The following is a 14,813-nucleotide window of genomic DNA, read 5'->3' on the forward strand; positions in this document are numbered from 1 at the left end:
CATGGATCAGCTTCAGCAGTCGCTGCTGGAGGCGCCGATTATCGAAAAGGACGGCTACCACTACTTCGTCCACCCGATAAGCGACGGCGTCCCAATGCTCGAACCGAGCCTCCTGCGCGAGATCGTCATCAAAATCATCCGTAAAGCGCAACTCGAAGACGTCGACAAAATCGTCACGCCCGCGGCGATGGGTATCCACATCTCGACGGCCGTCTCGTTGATGACCGACATCCCGCTCGTCGTCATCCGAAAGCGGGAGTACGGACTCGACGGCGAGACACCGTTGTTCCAAGAAACCGGCTACTCCGAGAACCAGATGTTCATCAACGACGTCGAATCGGGCGATAACGTCCTCGTTCTCGACGACGTGCTCTCGACGGGCGGCACCCTCACCGCCATCTGCGGCGCCCTCGAAGATATCGGCGCCGACATCGTCGACGTGGTCGCCGTCATCAAGAAGGTCGGCGGCGAGAACAAACTCGAAGACTCCCCCTACACCGCCAAGACGCTCATCAACGTCGACGTCATTGACGGCGAGGTCGTCATCGTCGACGAAGACGGCGACTTCTAAAACACCCACTTTTTACGAGGAGGGGTTTCCTCGCTCCCTTCGGTCGCTGCGGGAACCCCACCTCGCAAAAACTTGGGGAAAAAACGACCCGGCGGCTCGGCCTCCGGCCTCGCCGCCGGTGAAACGCCTCGCTACGCTCGGCGTATGCTACGCTTGTGGTTAATATCACACCGTAGAGCGGTCAGTAGACGTACGCACTTACCGCAGGGAATTATTGTAATTCATGGGGGCCACATGCGGTCTGCCTGACCCGAATTGTGACCCCTCCCCACTCGCTGGGAATATATTTTCGCGCCCGGGGCACACAGGTCACATCCACCACGATGATGAGTTCCCCATCTGCTGGCTTTTGTCCCATCGAACATCGCCATGGATGACCGTCTACAGCGTGCCAAAGCGCATCTTGAATTGTATCAGCCCGATCCCAGTGTTCGTCTTCAGTAGCCGCCTCAGTCTCGTAATCGGGGAGGGCATCACGGATTTCGGAAGCCGAGTTCGCATCTTCCGGCACTGATGAGACGCATCCCGATACTGTGTTCGATGCGATTTCAACGCAGCCGGAAAGACAGACCAAGCCCCCTCCAATCGCCCCCAATACAGTCCGCCGACGGAGAGCCATAGCTATCTCTCCGTCAACGTATATGTTAAATCCTGTGACAGAATCAATCGCAAATGAAGGCCATACCCTCCTGATTTCGGACTACTACCCTTGAAAAGCCATTTTAACCTGTACTGACTGGTTAAGAACACATCACGAGCATCCGTGAGCGCCGCGGGCGCGAGCGGCTCCACCACGCCAACCGTAGGGAGGCGCGGGACCAAGGCCCGACTGCAAGGAGGGGCGCAGTGTCTTTTTCATCGAAGTGGTTCGAGAGTCGCCAGAGGTGACTCTCGTTATCCAGCGAATCGCCGCTGGCGATTCGCACGGATTTTTGCCGCTCGCCGCAGGCAACCGTGCAAAAAGTTCAGAGAAGATAGCGGGAGGTAGATTTGAACTACCGATCTCCGGGTTATGAGCCCGGCGGAATCTCCTGGCTATCCCATCCCGCTACATCCTCGTACTTGGGTCCGACCATTAAGGGTTGTGATGTGCGTGCCGTCTGTGGAATCCTACCGCGAGTCGTGGACCCGCCAGGTGATGAGACTCTCGGCGACGTAGTTCAGCGTCATCCCCACACCGATGCCGATGACGTTCGCGACGGTCGGCCAGAGGTTTGCCCCGCCGACGACGAGTCGAACGTCGGTCCACGAGGTGAGGAGATACAGGACGCCGAAGGCCACCGAGAGGCCGCCGAGGCGGACGGCGTGGGACTTCCCGTAGCGTCGTAACAGCGACCGGAGGCCGCTGTCGCCCTCGTCGGCGAACGTCCAGCGGTCGTTGAGGAGGAACATCAGCGTGATGGACGCCTCGGCGCCGACGGCCTTGCCGGCCAGCGGCGGGGCCGTCACTCCTGCGATGACGCCGGAGGTCAGCAGGGCGACGATGACGGTTTCGAGTCCTGCCCCGGCGACGCCGACGGAGACGAACTGGCCGATTCGCTCGGCCGCGACGAGGGCGCGAAGCCGGTCTTGGATACGCTGGACCAGCCCGTACTCTTCGTCCGCCGTGTTCGTCTCGTCGTCTGCGGTGTCGGACTCCGCCGTCGTCATTACTGGCCGTGTCCCCCTCGACCGTCGTTCGGACGGTCGACGAGCGCTGTCTCGTCCCGTGTCGCGGCAATCGCGTCGTGGAGCCTACTGTCCTGAATCCGTTTCGAGCGGTGCCGTGCGGTCAACAGCGCGGCCCCGAGGTCGACGGCAGTCGAAAGCGGGTCGACGGTCGACCCTGGTTTGTCCTCCCACTCGATCGGGACCTCCTCGACTTCTAATCCGAGCGCGGCGGCCATCGCGAGCAGTTCCACGTCCCACGCGAAGCCGGGTTCGTAGAGGTGGCTGCGGACCGTCTCCCACGCCTCTGCGGTGATGGCTTTCGCGCCACACTGGTAGTCGTAGAGGTCGGCATCGAGCAATCGGCGGGCCAGCCACGCGAACCCGTCGCCGAGATAGCGCCGGGCGAGGGTCTGGTGACTGGTAACCGTCGAATCGGGGTGGCGTCGTGACCCTGCAGCCACGTCCGCATCGTCGAGTGTATCGACGACGCGACGCAGTTCGACGGCGGCAGTGCTTCCGTCTGCATCCGCGAATGCGAGGCGGTCCGTTTCGAGGGACTCGAACCCGGCGGTGATGGCGGCACCCTTGCCACGTCGGTACGGTACCGCGTTGGTTTCGAGGATGGGGATGTCGAACCCGGCGATGTCATCCACCACGTCCGGTTGCGGGTCGTCGATTTCGACCCGTAGCACGTCGGGCTGGAGCTCCTCGGCAACCGCACGGAGGTACGCTTCGAGGCGGCGGCGGTCGGGGCGGAAGGCGGGGACGACGACCCCGAGCGTTGACATACCTCTCTCTCTCGCCCGGGCGATGAAAAACCGTTCGGCTCGTCCGGATCCGGACTCCACAAGAGGTATAGGGGCCCACGTCCGCCGTATGGGTGATGGAGTACGGGCTCGTCGCGCTCTGGCTCGTGATGTATCTCGCCGTCGGTCTCGCCGCCCTGCCGCTGTCCGGGGCACTGTTTTCCCGGTTTCACGACGGCGGTGCCGCGTTCGCGATTCCGGTCGGTCTCGCGACCGTCGCCGTCGTCGGCTACCTCGTCGGACAGGTCGCTTTCGGGTGGCCGGCGCTTCTGATAGCGCTCGCAGTTCTCGTCCTCGCAAGCACCTTCCTCCGGGACTACGCCGAGGTAGACGAGCGTGCGTTCGCCGAGGCCGCCGCCGTGTTCGCAGTCGCGTTCTGCTTCGTCGTCGCGATTCGGTCGGTTTCACCTGCCATCGCCCCGCTGCCGCTGTCGACCGGCGAGAAGTTCCTCGATTTCGGACTGCTTCGGACGCTGCTTCAGGCGGGAGCGCTCCCGCCGGAGGACATGTGGTTCGCCGGCGAGTCGGTGCGGTACTACTACGGCGGCCACATGCTCGCCGCGCTGTTGACGCTGTTCACCGGAACCGCGCCCCGGTTCGCCTACAACCTCGCGTTGGCGGGATTTTATGCGTCGCTCGTCACCGGCGCCTACGGGTTGGCTGGGGCTATTGCGGCGAACCACGACGCCCCACGCCGGCTCGCGGCGGGTCTCGGCGCGTTCTTCGTCGGCGTCGCCGGCAACCTCGAAACGACGGGCCGGATGTTGGTGTGGCTCCTCCCGGATTCAGCCGTCGTCGCGGTCACGGACATCGCCGGCGATTCGGACCTCCTGTCGTGGACGCCGAGTGACTTCTCCTACTGGAATTCGAGTCGCGTCATCGACGGGACGATAAACGAGTTCCCGCTGTTCGCGTGGCTCAACGGCGACTTACACGCCCACATGATGAGCACGCCGTTCCTGCTTCTCGTTGCGGCGCTGTGTTACAGTTACTGGCAGACGCCCGAAACTGAACGGACGGGCCGTCGGCTCCGATTGGCCGCTGTCGTCCCCGTCGCCGGGCTGCTCGCGATTGTCAACACGTGGTCGTTCCCCACCGCAGGCGGGCTGGTTCTTTTGACCGTCGCGTTCGCGCCAGCCGACCCGGCGACACTGTTGCCGTCTCCGGTGGCTGCTCGGCTTCCGACCCGGTCGGGTCTCGCCGAAGAGTTCCGACGGGACGGCCTCGCACTCGCCGTCGCCGCGATGGCGCTCCTGCTTGCTGGCCTTCTGGTGTTGCCGTTCTGGCTCGGCAGTGCCTCCTCTCGTGGGGTCGGACTGTTCCCACCACGAAGCGGACTCGGGCCGCTGTTGCTCGTCAACGGCGGGTTCCTGCTCGTCTTCGCACCGTATCTCGCCGGGCGGCTTTCGAAGCCCTTCGAGGGGCTTCCGGCCGACAGGACCGTCGCCGTCGTCGGCGGAGCCGCACTCCTCGCTTTCGGCGTCTGGCTCGCCGGGTTCGCCGCCCTCGCACTGTTCGGGCCACTGCTGGCGGTCGCGTGGCTGTTGCTCCGACGCCGGGCCGACGTGGGCTTCGAGACGCTGCTGATGCTCGCCGGCTTCGGACTCGTCCTCATCGTCGAGTTCGCCTACGTCGTCGAACCGCAGTATCAGGGGTCGAACCTCGAACGCCTCAACACGGTGTTCAAGACGTACATGCAAGTGTGGGTACTGTGGGCGCCCGCCGCTGGGGTCGCACTCGCTCGACTGCTCGACCCGAGTGAGGCGCTACCCTCGATCGACAGTTCGGCTTGGCGAACTGCGGGCGTCGCCGTCGCCTGCGTCGTTCTCCTGACGACGGGGCTGTATGCGGGGTTCGCCGTTCCCTCACACTTCGAGGGCGAACCGGTCGGCGCCGATAGCCCGACGCTGGACGGCACCGCCTACACGCACACCGTCTTCCCCGAGGAGGCCGAGGCAATCGAGTGGCTCGACGCCCGGGAGGGGCAACCGACCATCGTCACCGCGGCACCGGGCGGGTACTGGTGGCGGCCCGAGGAGGGCGACGGTGCCTCCGCGCCGGCGAGTCTCACCGGCAATCCGACGGTACTGGGGTGGTTCCACGAAGAACAGTACCGCGGCGAAGCGGCCTACGAGAAGCGACTCGGAGACGTGACGACGATTTACGAGGGGTCGACTGACGAACAGACCGAGTTACTCGACCGCTACGAGGTCGAGTACGTCTACGTCGGTCCTGCCGAGCGCGCCCGCTACGACGTGACAATCGAGGAGCATCCGGCACTGGAAGCCGCCTTCCAGCGCGGTGACGTAGTCGTCTACGAGGTTCGGCGCTGACGTGCGGATATCGAACAGGCGGCGTCGTATCCGGCGGCCGGCCGCACGGTATCCAAGCGGCCGCCGGTGACTGCACGGGGCATACGCCGCCTGGCTGCGTGTTCGTATATAAAGGGTGGGTCGAGTGGGTCGACTCAGGCGGTCGCGGGATCGCCCTTCGCCTTGATGACCTCGACAGCGTCGGCGTCGACGTTGTCCACGTCGAGGTGCATCGGGACGAAGTTCCGTTTGGCGAAGTCCTCGCGTTCGTCCTCCTTGCCGATGGTACACCACAGCTGGACGCGGTCGGGGCCGTGCCACTCGCCCTGTCGGGAGATGCCGAAGCAGACGTACTCCTCGCCGTCGTAGTCGATGACGGCGCCCTTCCGAATGCCGGGGTCCCCGCGGATGATGAGCCGCTTCATGCGCGGGCCTTCGTGAGAGTTCGGGTTAAGCGCTTCGAAGGCCCTACGCCGGCCACCCGATGGCGGCCGTTCGGCCGCAAAACCAAACCCGTTTTAACCCACGACGCGTTAGCCGTCGATAACTATGGAAATGCCACGCCGGTTCAACACGTACTGTCCGCACTGCAACACCCACCACGAACACGAGGTGGAGAAGGTCCGAACGGGCCGCTCCTCGGGAACGAAGTGGGACGCCCGCCGCACTCGACGCGGGAAGGCCGTCATCGGTAACGCCGGGCGGTTCTCGAAGGTCCCCGGTGGCGACAAGCCCACCAAGAAGACGGACCTCAAGTACCGCTGCAGCGATTGTGGCAAGGCCCACCTCCGTGAAGGATGGCGTGCCGGTCGACTCACCTTCCAGGAGTAAACGATGGCAGGAAACTTCTTCCGCGTCCAATGTGGGGACTGTGAGAACGAGCAGATAGTGTTCGGCAAGGCCGCAAGCACCGTCACGTGTGCGGTGTGTGGCTCGACGCTCGCGACGCCGACCGGCGGCGAGGCCGACATCCTCGGCGAGGTCGTCGAGACCGTCGAAGCGCGATAGACGGCAACCGGCGGGCGAACGGTGCTTTTATTCTCGTCAGACGGGTAGCGGAGGGTATGAAATACAGTGGCTGGCCTACGCCGGGAGAACTCGTCGTCGGACGCGTCGACGAGATCGAGGATTTCGGCGTGTTCGTCGACCTCGAAGAGTACGAAGACAAACGGGGGCTGGTCCACGTCAGCGAGGTCGCCTCCGGGTGGATCAAGAACGTCCGCGACCACGTCAACGAGGACCAACTCGTCGTCTGTAAGGTACTGGAGGTCGACGAAGACGCCCAACAGGTCGACCTCTCGATCAAGGACGTCAACGACCACCAACGCTCCGAGAAGGTCCAAGAGTGGAAGAGCGAACAGAAGGCCGACAAGTGGATGGAACTGGCCTTCGGCGAGGACGTCGAAGACGAGACGTTCCGCGACATCGCGAACGAGCTCATCGACGTTCACGGGTCGCTGTACGCCGGCTTCGAACAGGCCGCCATCCACGGCCCCGAGGCCCTCGAGGGCACCGACCTCTCCGAGGAGGAACTCGAGGCCATCGTCGAGACGGCCCGCGAGAACGTCTCCGTCCCCTACGTCACCGTGACGGGCTACGTCGACCTCGAAGCCCCCGGAACCGACGGCGTCGAGGACGTTCGCGAGGCGCTGAAAGCCGCCGAGGGCAACGGTGAAGTCCCCGACGAGGTCGAACTCGACGTGACTTACGTCGGTGCGCCGGAGTACCGCATCAAAGTGAAGGCGCCGAACTACAAGACCGCCGAGACGCAACTGGAGGAAAGCGCCGCGCGGGCCAGCGAGGCCATCGAGGCCGTCGGCGGCACCGGGGAGTTCCACCGCGAGCGCCGTACCGACGAGGAGTAGATGAAAGCCGACATCCGGGTGTGTTCGGCCTGGGAGACCGAACACGACCGGCCGGTGTACACGCTCGGAGAGCAGTGCCCGGAGTGTGGTGCCGACGCCGAAAACAGCGCGCCGGCCCCGTTCTCGCCGGAGGACCCCTACGGGGAGTACCGGCGGCGGGCACGGCGCCGGCGTTCCTGACGCGCCGACTATCGCCGCGTTCTTAAGTCGGTGGACCGCCAGTGAGTCGCATGGACGAGTTCGATATCGAGCGACCTGCCGACCCCGATTTGGACGATCCGGTGTTGATAGAGGGCCTGCCGGGCGTCGGCCACGTCGGCAAACTCGCCGCCGAACACTTACTCGAGGAGTTCGACGCCGAGTTGGTGCGCCGGGTGTACTCCGAGCACTTCCCGCCGCAGGTGACCGTCGAGGACGGCAAGACGACGCTGGCGTGTGCGGAGGTCCACGCCATCCGCGACGCCGGCCACGACATGCTGGTGTTGACCGGTGACCACCAGGCGGGCGACGGTCCCGGCCACTACCGCCTCGCCGACACCTTCCTCGACGTGGCTGGCGCCTTCGAGACCGACCGCATCTTCGCGCTGGGCGGCGTTCCCACCGGCGAGTTGGTCGACGAACCGGACGTGGTCGGTGCGGCGACGACCGACGAGTTCATCGCGGACCTCGAAGACGTCGGCGTCGAGTTCCGGGAAGACGAACCTGCCGGCGGCATCGTCGGTATCTCCGGACTCCTCCTCGGGTTGGGCGAGCGCCGCGGCTACGAGGCCGCCTGCCTGATGGGCGAGACGAGCGGCTATCTCGTCGACCCCAAGAGTGCCCGTGCCGTGTTGGAAGTGCTGCAGGACGCCGTCGGCTTCGACATCGGCTACGACTCCCTCGAAGAGCGCGCCGAGGAGATGGAAGAGGTGGTAAAGCGCATCCGGCAGATGGAACAGGGCGCCGCTCCGAGCGACGAGGACCTCCGGTACATCGGCTGATTCCTCGCCACGATAACCGCACGGTTTGCCGAATCCCAACACGCTCTTATGGGATTCGCTCCTACAATGGGTGTGGTCGTCGAATCGCTACTCGGATTGCCGCGATGGCTCCTCCTCGGCGTGTCCGTCGGTGCGCTCGTGAGCCTCGCCGTCGCGGCGACGTTCGTCGTCGCTTCCCGGGTGTTCCCGGACGGCAACGAGAGCCGGTCGACGTGGCCCTCCAGCGAGGGCCGCCGTCGCGCCGAAATTCGACGCTATCTCGACGCTATCGGCGAGCGCTTCGCCGAAGATACGCGTGCCCACGGTGAATCGGTCGCTTTCTATCTTCCCCACCGAGACGTGGCCGTCACGTTCGACGCACGGACGTTCTACGCCTTAGAACACACCTCGACGTACGCCATCCTCATGGAACACGAGATGCCCGGTATCGCACTCGGCAACCGACTGCCGTTCGAGACGCCCGACGTGGAGTTCGGCGACACCGGCCGCGGTTCCGGACGCCGCTCGCGACGCCCGAACCGGAGCGTCGACCCGGCGGAGACTGCCTACGCCGTCCTCGGCCTTCCGAGTGGAGCCAGCGAGGATGCAGTCCAGCAAGCCTACCGCCGCCGCGTCAAGGAAGTCCACCCCGACCAGGGCGGTGACGAGGCCGAGTTCAAACGAGTCCGTGAGGCGTACGACACCGCCAGGCAACACGCCTCCTCGTGACCCGAGTTCCCATCACGGAGACGGTCGTCGAACAACTCCGTGAAGTACTGGATTCGGGGCGACTGGATGACCCCCACAACTGGATGGCCGCGCAGTTCGCCGCACAGGACCTCGGCCACGAGGAACTGGCGACGTTCATTTACGACGCCGACGCCGCGACGTACTACGAGGCCGTCGAGCGGGCACAGAGCGACACGCAGTAGATTCTACACGTCGTCGACTTCGTAGGCCAACCCGGCGTCACGAAGCGCGTCGGTGACTCGTCCGGCGAGGTCAGTGGTGGCGACGACGACCACGTCGAGGCCACGGCCTGCGGCGTCTGCGGCGACTTCGCCGGCAGCGAACGTCACGTCGGCGTCGACGCCGGAATCCCGGAGGGCGGCGACGGCCTCGACGCCGGCGGCGGCGACCACGTCGGCGGCGTCGGCGGCCGCTCGAAGCGACTCCGACCCTGCCGGCGCCGACGAGCGAATGGGTGCGACCTGAAACACCGTCACCTCGCCGGGTTCGAGGTCGATGATGCCGGCGAAGCCGGTGACGCCGACGACTTCGCCCTCACTCGCGTCGGTCGTGGCGACGCCGGTGGCGGGCCCCTCTTCGCCGGGGTCGGCGTGGAGGAGGCCGTCTCGGATGAAAAGCGATACTGCGTCGCCGGATTCGATGTCGGCGGTGGCGAGGGCGGCGTCCTCCTGCATGCTCCCGAGGACGTCCTCGGTAACGTGGTCGGCGAAGCGGCGCACGTCGGAGGCCTGCTGGAACAGCCAGTCGACGCCCTGTTTGGTGACGCGGTACCGCGAGCGGGCCTCCTTCTCGACGAACCCCTCGTCGACGAGTTCGCGGATGTACTCCGAGACGGCCTGACTCGTCACGCCGACGGCGTCTGCGATTTCCCCCTGATTGACCGCCGGCTGGCGGTCCGCTATCTCGACGAGGACGCGGAACTTCGTCGCCGAGCGCTTGTTGTCGAGGACATCGACCATACCGGTCCCTCGTGACGATTATTTATAAACCCCGGCGACACAGACGCCGTCGTCGCGGTTCCCGCCAGCGCTTTGCCGCCGCCGACCGTACGGCCGACATGGAGTTCGAGCCGTGTGACAGAGCGGTGTACCTGCCGGCCGCCGACGCGCTCGTCTGTGCGGACCTCCACGTCGGCCGCGCCGCCACCTCGAACGTCGAGTGGGGGCTCGGAGAGCACGCACACGCGACCCTCATCGGGCGCTTCGAGGCGCTCCTCGAGCGGTTCTCGCCGACGGAAGCCGTGTTAGCAGGCGACGTACTCCACGCCTTCGATAGCCTCCCGCGAGGCGCCGCCGAGACGGTTCGAGAACTACAGGGCGTGGCGGAGGCGGCCGAGACCCGACTCCTCGCCACACCGGGTAACCACGACACGATGCTCGAAGAACTGTGGGACGGCCCGACAGCCGGGGAGTACCGCCTCGGCCGCGTCGTCGTCACCCACGGCCACGAACGCCCGGAAACGGACGCCGACTGCTACGTCGTCGGCCACGACCACCCGACCATCGAAATCGAGGGCCAGCGACGGCCCTGTTACTTGTACGGGCCCGAGCAGTACGGCGATGCGGACGTGTTGATGCTGCCGTCGTTCAGTCGGTTGCCGGCCGGGGTCGCCGTCAACGGAATGACCGCGAGGGAGTTCCAGTCGCCGCTGGTCACCGACGCCGACGGACTCCGTCCCGTCGTCCGCGACGAAGACGCCGACGAAACCCACGAGTTCCCGCCGCTCGGGAAGTTCCGCCGACTGCTGTAGTCAGTCGTGGTCCGCGAGGACGGCGTCTGCAGCCCACTTTCCGCTCTCGAGTGCCCCTTGAATCGACGACCAGCGGGTGTAGTCCCCGGCGAGATACACCGGTCCCTCGGGGGCATCGATGGCGGGAAGCGACGAGCGAAACCCCGGCAGTTGGGCGAACTGGGCGAACTCGATTCGGTCGACGGCGACGGCTTCGAGTTCGCCGAAGTGGTTCTCGGGGTACCAGGAATCGAGTGCCTCACGGACAGTCTCGACGAGTTCCTCGTCGCTTTCCTCCTGTTCGCCGAGGAACGTCGCGCTGAGGAGGTCACGGCCCTCGGGTGCGTACTCCGGGGCGGCGGCTGACATCGGTGCGACCGTGTTCGGCCGGTCGTCTTCGGCGTTGAGCAGGATGCGTGACTCGGTGTCGAGCGTCTGGTGATCGGGCACCGAACAGTGGACGGTGACGCAGGCTTTCGCCTCCGTCGGCGTCTCGACGCTCGTCAGGTCACCGGCCGATTTCGGGTCCGTGGCGACGACGACGGCGTCGGGTGAGCGGTGTTCGTCGTTCATCTCGACACTCACGCGGTCCTCGTCGGCATCTATTCGGCTCACTGCGTCTTGGGTTTCGATAGCCGCACCCGCTGCCTCCGCCCGCTGGCGGAGTTGCGCCGGTATCGCGCCCATCCCGGCCGCGGGAACGACGGTCTCGCCCTCCGAGAGCGCCTTGAACGTGTACTCGAAGACGTGACTCGACGTCGACAGCGAGCGGTCCAGCGTGATGCCGCCGTAGAAGGGCGCAGCGAAGCTCTCGACGAACGCCTTCGAGAAGCCCTGTGCTGCGAGGTACTCCCGGATCGAGGTGTCGTCGCCGTCGAACAGCGTCTCCCACTCGCGACGCTTCAACTCCCGCTGGAGGCGAAACAGGCGGAGTTTGTCGCCCGTCCGAACGTCGCGGTTCAACAGCGTCGGCACCGCCGCGCTCGGTTGGCCGAGCGGGTCCGACAGCGTCGAGCGGTGGTTCGGCCGGGCGATGGTCGCACCGGGGGCGAAGCGGCGGCAGTCGAGGGCGTCGAGGTCGAGTTCTCGGCGGGCGGCGGGGTAGGCGGAGAACAGCACCTGAAAGCCGCGGTCCAGCGTGAACCCGTCGACGGTCCGTGAGCGGACGCGGCCGCCGACCTCCTCGCGTTCCTCGAACAGTTCGACTTCGGCGCCCGCCTCCGCGAGGCGTCGGGCGGCGACCAGTCCGGCGAGTCCGCCACCGGCGACGACGACGTGCATACCTCCGGGTTCGGTCGGCCACCTCAAACGCCTTTCCGTCCGGACGCCGCGAGCGAGGACGGGTCCGTCTGACCGGGAAGGACAGGGCTTTGCCACCGCCGTCCCAACCTCGCGTATGACGAGTTTCGAGGGCTTTCGCTGTACCGACTGCGGGGAGACGGCCGACGACGAGGCCCCCACCAGATGTCCGGCTTGCGGCGGGACGCTCGATGCGACGTACGACTACGACGCCACCGAACTGAGTCGGGAGACGCTCACGGACCGGTCGGGCGCGTGGGCGGCCCGCGAGCTGTTCCCGGTCGTCCCCGAGGGGATGGGCGAGGGGGCGACGCCGCTGGTCGAGGCGCCGCGGCTGGCCGAGGAGTTGGGCGTCGAATCCGTCTACATCAAAAACGAGGCGCACAACCCGACGGGGACGGTGACCGACCGCGGCCTCGCCGTCGTCGCCGAGGCCGCCCGCCGGGCCGACGCAGATACGCTCGCCCTGCCGACGACGGGCAACGGCGGCCAGTCGGCGGCCGCCTACGCCGCCCGCGCCGGCCTGCTCTCGCGGGTGTTCGTCCCCAGCCGTGCGAACTTCATCAACAAGGCGATGATAAACGTCCACGGCGGCGACATGCGCGTCGTCGAGGGCCGCTTCGACGACGCCCGCGAGACCTACGAGCGCGAACGCGAGGAACTGCCCGCGGCCGACGAGGAGGAGTGGTTCCCCGCCGCCGCCTTCGACTCGCCGTTCCGCCACGAGGGGATGAAATCGGTGTATCACGAACTCGCCGCGGACCTCGAGTGGACCGCTCCGGACGCCGTCGTCGTGCCGGTCGGCCACGGGGCCGCTGTCTCGGGGCTCTGGAAGGGTGCCCGGGAGTTCGACGACCTCGGCCTCGTCGATGGCACGCCACGTCTGTACGCGGCCCAACCGGACGGCTGTGCGCCCGTCGTCGAGGCCGTCGAAAGCGGCGACGACCCCGAGCCGTGGGAGTACCCCGACACCGTCGTCGGGAGCCTCGAAGTGCCCGACCCTGCCGGCGGACTGCCCGCCGTCGAGGCCGTCCGCGCAAGCGGCGGGTCGGGCGTCGCCGTCGACGACGAGGACCTGCTGGACAGCGCGGCGACGGTCGCCCAACACGAGGGACTGGAGGTCAGCGTCGCCTGCGGAGCGGCCGCCGCGGGGGCGTGGGACCTCGCCGACGCCGGCGCCTTCGATTCCGACGACACCGTCGTCCTCCTCAACACGGGAACCGGAAACAAAGACGCCGACATCGTCCGGAGTCGGCTGATGGGCCGCGGGATGTAGGCGCTCGCTGGCGTCTGCGGTGCGAGCAGTCGCGACCCGTGTCACGAACTCTCATCACGCCACGCTTTTATTTAGCGGCGTGATACTGCAGGGAGATGACCCTCCTCTCGACGCTTTCGGCAGGCGTGTTGTTCGGGTTGGCGTTGGCGGCACCGCCGGGGCCGATGAACGCCGTCATCGCCGAGGAATCCGTCCTCCGGGGGTGGACCGCCGGATTCCGTGCCGGACTGGGCGCGATGACCGCCGACGCGGTCTTCCTCGGGTTGGCACTGCTCGGCGTCGTCGCTGCCATCGAGGAGATGCCGACGCTACAATCGATCATGGTCGGGGTCGGTGGGCTGTTGATGCTGTATTTCGCCTACGGCGCCGCCCGCGGCGCACAGGAGAGCTTTCGGGCCGCCGAGACGCCCGGCGACGAGGACAGTCGCGGCTTCTCGAAGGCGTTCGTTCTCGCGTTGACGAACCCCTATCAGATACTGTTCTGGGTCACGGCGGGAACGGCGCTTCTGACGCCCGGCACCGTCGACGTGCTGTCGTACGCTAGCGAGGCGCTCGCTGGCCTCGTCGTCGTCGAGACGGGCAGCCCGGTCTTACTCGTCGGACTGTTCGGCGGTATCGGCGTCTGGATAACCGGCTTTCCCGCGACGCTGACGGCCGCTCGACAGCGGATGGAGTCGCTGGCGCCGGCTATCGCCTACGGGAGTGCGGTCGTCCTCGCGGGGTTCGGCGTGTACTTCCTCGCCGACGCCCTCCTCTTATAAGAGGTCGGCGTCGGTATCCGGTGGCTCCATCTCGGCGATTTCGCCTTCGAGCCACTCCTTGAACCACCGAACGCGCTTGATGCGCTGGTGGGCGATGCTCTCCGCGGTGTCCGACCGGACCCGGGAGATGGCGTCCTCGCCGCGCTCGAGGACGCGTCCGACCATCTCGTTTGCGTCCATGTGAGTCCGGGCCTCGTAGCCCATCCGAAGCAACATCAGCGTCGTCCCGTTGGCGCCGACCTTGTCGAGGAGGTCGGCTTCCATGAGACATTGGGTCTCCAGCGGCACGTTCTCGAGGTCACCCTCGTAGGAGTGAGTCTCGACGGCGTCACACACCTGTTCGATGAACGATTCTGGGTAGTCGGTCCGCGAGCGGAGGTACTCGCGGGCGACGCGGGCGCCCGCCTCGGCGTGGACGTCCTGGTCGGCTTCGAGTTTCGCGATGTCGTGAAACAGCGACGCAACGCGGGTCACGTCGACGTTTGCCCCTTCCTTTTCGGCGATTTCGATTGCGAGTTCGGTCACGTTGAGGATGTGGTTGTACCGGTACTCCGCGGAGTGCCACGGGTACCACCGCATCCGTCCGCCCTCGTCTTCGCCCTCGACGCTCGCCGCGAGGTAATCGTGGACGAACTGCTTCATCTCCTCGAACTCGTCATCGGAGACGGGCGATTCCCTGATTTCAACACCCATGTATCCCCCTCCGAACGAAAGAGTCGAATGCGTCGGTCATCTTGCCCGAAAAAAGGCAGGTTCGACTCTTTAGGCTTACGACAATGTCACAGCGTGTCGAGGGGTGAGGGAAACGGTGTCGAGACCCCCGATGTGCTTATAC

The 14,813-nt window shown here is 66.0% G+C and carries 18 protein-coding genes and 1 tRNA gene; 12 read left to right on the plus strand and 7 right to left on the minus strand.

Going from position 1 to position 14,813, the window contains the following annotated elements; translation table 11 throughout:
* The first annotated feature begins 1 nt into the window (after position 1).
* Positions 2-571 carry a hypoxanthine/guanine phosphoribosyltransferase gene (hpt, locus tag HWX69_RS07590; RefSeq protein WP_178916471.1) on the plus strand — a complete coding sequence of 190 codons (570 nt, stop codon included), beginning with the start codon at positions 2-4 and terminating at the stop codon, positions 569-571.
* 975 nt (positions 572-1,546) lie between these two features.
* Here hpt and HWX69_RS07595 read toward each other — a convergent pair.
* The 3 genes from HWX69_RS07595 to HWX69_RS07605 form a co-directional block, all read right to left on the minus strand.
* Positions 1,547-1,621 (minus strand) — tRNA-Met (locus tag HWX69_RS07595).
* Between the two features lie 60 nt (positions 1,622-1,681).
* Positions 1,682-2,221: a GtrA family protein gene (locus HWX69_RS07600; protein ID WP_178916472.1), complete on the minus strand. Its 540-nt coding sequence runs from the start codon at positions 2,219-2,221 to the stop codon at positions 1,682-1,684.
* Positions 2,221-3,009, minus strand: coding sequence for a glycosyltransferase (locus HWX69_RS07605; RefSeq protein WP_178916473.1), 789 nt, complete (start codon positions 3,007-3,009; stop codon positions 2,221-2,223). The genes HWX69_RS07600 and HWX69_RS07605 overlap by 1 nt, the downstream gene beginning before the upstream one ends.
* Positions 3,010-3,104: 95 nt before the next feature.
* Between HWX69_RS07605 and HWX69_RS07610 the strand changes: the two genes are divergently transcribed.
* Positions 3,105-5,360 (plus strand): DUF2298 domain-containing protein, encoded by a 2,256-nt coding sequence (locus tag HWX69_RS07610; RefSeq protein ID WP_178916474.1) that lies wholly within the window; start codon positions 3,105-3,107, stop codon positions 5,358-5,360.
* A gap of 134 nt (positions 5,361-5,494) precedes the next feature.
* On the opposite strand, the gene HWX69_RS07615 is transcribed toward HWX69_RS07610, so the two are convergent.
* Entirely contained in the window at positions 5,495-5,764 is a 270-nt protein-coding gene (locus tag HWX69_RS07615; protein ID WP_178916475.1) for an HAH_0734 family protein, read from the minus strand.
* A 124-nt stretch (positions 5,765-5,888) separates the two neighbouring features.
* Here HWX69_RS07615 and HWX69_RS07620 point away from each other — a divergent pair, with 124 nt between their 5' ends.
* From HWX69_RS07620 to HWX69_RS07650, 7 genes are all read left to right on the plus strand, one after another.
* Positions 5,889-6,170, plus strand: coding sequence for a 50S ribosomal protein L44e (locus tag HWX69_RS07620; RefSeq protein WP_156710118.1), 282 nt, complete (start codon positions 5,889-5,891; stop codon positions 6,168-6,170).
* 3 nt (positions 6,171-6,173) lie between these two features.
* Positions 6,174-6,347, plus strand: a complete 174-nt coding sequence (locus tag HWX69_RS07625) for a 30S ribosomal protein S27e (protein ID WP_156710117.1) — start codon at positions 6,174-6,176, stop codon at positions 6,345-6,347.
* A gap of 56 nt (positions 6,348-6,403) precedes the next feature.
* Positions 6,404-7,204, plus strand: coding sequence for a translation initiation factor IF-2 subunit alpha (locus HWX69_RS07630; RefSeq protein WP_178916476.1), 801 nt, complete (start codon positions 6,404-6,406; stop codon positions 7,202-7,204).
* Complete coding sequence (locus tag HWX69_RS07635; RefSeq protein WP_156710115.1) at positions 7,205-7,384, plus strand: RNA-protein complex protein Nop10; 180 nt, start codon at positions 7,205-7,207, stop codon at positions 7,382-7,384.
* 50 nt (positions 7,385-7,434) lie between these two features.
* On the plus strand, positions 7,435-8,184 hold the full coding sequence (locus HWX69_RS07640; RefSeq protein WP_178916477.1) for a proteasome assembly chaperone family protein: 750 nt from the start codon (positions 7,435-7,437) through the stop codon (positions 8,182-8,184).
* 72 nt (positions 8,185-8,256) lie between these two features.
* Positions 8,257-8,892: a DnaJ domain-containing protein gene (locus tag HWX69_RS07645; protein WP_178916478.1), complete on the plus strand. Its 636-nt coding sequence runs from the start codon at positions 8,257-8,259 to the stop codon at positions 8,890-8,892.
* Positions 8,889-9,095: a hypothetical protein gene (locus tag HWX69_RS07650; protein ID WP_178916479.1), complete on the plus strand. Its 207-nt coding sequence runs from the start codon at positions 8,889-8,891 to the stop codon at positions 9,093-9,095. The genes HWX69_RS07645 and HWX69_RS07650 overlap by 4 nt, the downstream gene beginning before the upstream one ends.
* Positions 9,096-9,098: 3 nt before the next feature.
* On the opposite strand, the gene HWX69_RS07655 is transcribed toward HWX69_RS07650, so the two are convergent.
* The gene (locus HWX69_RS07655; protein ID WP_178916480.1) at positions 9,099-9,872 is read right to left on the minus strand and encodes a DUF7839 domain-containing protein; all 774 of its coding nucleotides are present in this window, start codon (positions 9,870-9,872) and stop codon (positions 9,099-9,101) included.
* 98 nt (positions 9,873-9,970) lie between these two features.
* Here HWX69_RS07655 and HWX69_RS07660 point away from each other — a divergent pair, with 98 nt between their 5' ends.
* Positions 9,971-10,663, plus strand: a complete 693-nt coding sequence (locus HWX69_RS07660; RefSeq protein ID WP_178916481.1) for a metallophosphoesterase — start codon at positions 9,971-9,973, stop codon at positions 10,661-10,663.
* On the opposite strand, the gene HWX69_RS07665 is transcribed toward HWX69_RS07660, so the two are convergent.
* A complete protein-coding gene (locus HWX69_RS07665; RefSeq protein WP_178916482.1) occupies positions 10,664-11,923 on the minus strand; it encodes an NAD(P)/FAD-dependent oxidoreductase in 1,260 nt (419 codons plus the stop codon).
* 115 nt (positions 11,924-12,038) lie between these two features.
* Between HWX69_RS07665 and HWX69_RS07670 the strand changes: the two genes are divergently transcribed.
* Together HWX69_RS07670 and HWX69_RS07675 are read left to right on the plus strand one after the other, a co-directional pair.
* Positions 12,039-13,217 (plus strand): threonine synthase, encoded by a 1,179-nt coding sequence (locus tag HWX69_RS07670; RefSeq protein WP_178916483.1) that lies wholly within the window; start codon positions 12,039-12,041, stop codon positions 13,215-13,217.
* Between the two features lie 95 nt (positions 13,218-13,312).
* Positions 13,313-13,978, plus strand: a complete 666-nt coding sequence (locus tag HWX69_RS07675) for a LysE family translocator (RefSeq protein WP_218644687.1) — start codon at positions 13,313-13,315, stop codon at positions 13,976-13,978.
* Here the strand turns inward: HWX69_RS07675 and HWX69_RS07680 are convergent.
* Positions 13,973-14,671 carry an HD domain-containing protein gene (locus HWX69_RS07680; RefSeq protein WP_178916484.1) on the minus strand — a complete coding sequence of 233 codons (699 nt, stop codon included), beginning with the start codon at positions 14,669-14,671 and terminating at the stop codon, positions 13,973-13,975. The genes HWX69_RS07675 and HWX69_RS07680 overlap by 6 nt on opposite strands.
* Positions 14,672-14,813: the final 142 nt, after the last annotated feature.

This window comes from Natronomonas gomsonensis, from assembly GCF_013391635.1.
Taxonomy (GTDB): Archaea; Halobacteriota; Halobacteria; order Halobacteriales; family Haloarculaceae; genus Natronomonas; species Natronomonas gomsonensis_A.

What these genes read in the sequence shown, in the direction of transcription:
- hpt (WP_178916471.1), top strand. Translation starts at nt 2, where the DNA reads ATGGATCAGCTTCAGCAGTCGCTGCTGGAGGCGCCGATTATCGAAAAG.
- HWX69_RS07600 (WP_178916472.1), bottom strand. Translation starts at nt 2,221, where the DNA reads ATGACGACGGCGGAGTCCGACACCGCAGACGACGAGACGAACACGGCG.
- HWX69_RS07605 (WP_178916473.1), bottom strand. Translation starts at nt 3,009, where the DNA reads ATGTCAACGCTCGGGGTCGTCGTCCCCGCCTTCCGCCCCGACCGCCGC.
- HWX69_RS07610 (WP_178916474.1), top strand. Translation starts at nt 3,105, where the DNA reads ATGGAGTACGGGCTCGTCGCGCTCTGGCTCGTGATGTATCTCGCCGTC.
- HWX69_RS07615 (WP_178916475.1), bottom strand. Translation starts at nt 5,764, where the DNA reads ATGAAGCGGCTCATCATCCGCGGGGACCCCGGCATTCGGAAGGGCGCC.
- HWX69_RS07620 (WP_156710118.1), top strand. Translation starts at nt 5,889, where the DNA reads ATGGAAATGCCACGCCGGTTCAACACGTACTGTCCGCACTGCAACACC.
- HWX69_RS07625 (WP_156710117.1), top strand. Translation starts at nt 6,174, where the DNA reads ATGGCAGGAAACTTCTTCCGCGTCCAATGTGGGGACTGTGAGAACGAG.
- HWX69_RS07630 (WP_178916476.1), top strand. Translation starts at nt 6,404, where the DNA reads ATGAAATACAGTGGCTGGCCTACGCCGGGAGAACTCGTCGTCGGACGC.
- HWX69_RS07635 (WP_156710115.1), top strand. Translation starts at nt 7,205, where the DNA reads ATGAAAGCCGACATCCGGGTGTGTTCGGCCTGGGAGACCGAACACGAC.
- HWX69_RS07640 (WP_178916477.1), top strand. Translation starts at nt 7,435, where the DNA reads ATGGACGAGTTCGATATCGAGCGACCTGCCGACCCCGATTTGGACGAT.
- HWX69_RS07655 (WP_178916480.1), bottom strand. Translation starts at nt 9,872, where the DNA reads ATGGTCGATGTCCTCGACAACAAGCGCTCGGCGACGAAGTTCCGCGTC.
- HWX69_RS07660 (WP_178916481.1), top strand. Translation starts at nt 9,971, where the DNA reads ATGGAGTTCGAGCCGTGTGACAGAGCGGTGTACCTGCCGGCCGCCGAC.
- HWX69_RS07665 (WP_178916482.1), bottom strand. Translation starts at nt 11,923, where the DNA reads ATGCACGTCGTCGTCGCCGGTGGCGGACTCGCCGGACTGGTCGCCGCC.
- HWX69_RS07670 (WP_178916483.1), top strand. Translation starts at nt 12,039, where the DNA reads ATGACGAGTTTCGAGGGCTTTCGCTGTACCGACTGCGGGGAGACGGCC.
- HWX69_RS07675 (WP_218644687.1), top strand. Translation starts at nt 13,313, where the DNA reads ATGACCCTCCTCTCGACGCTTTCGGCAGGCGTGTTGTTCGGGTTGGCG.
- HWX69_RS07680 (WP_178916484.1), bottom strand. Translation starts at nt 14,671, where the DNA reads ATGGGTGTTGAAATCAGGGAATCGCCCGTCTCCGATGACGAGTTCGAG.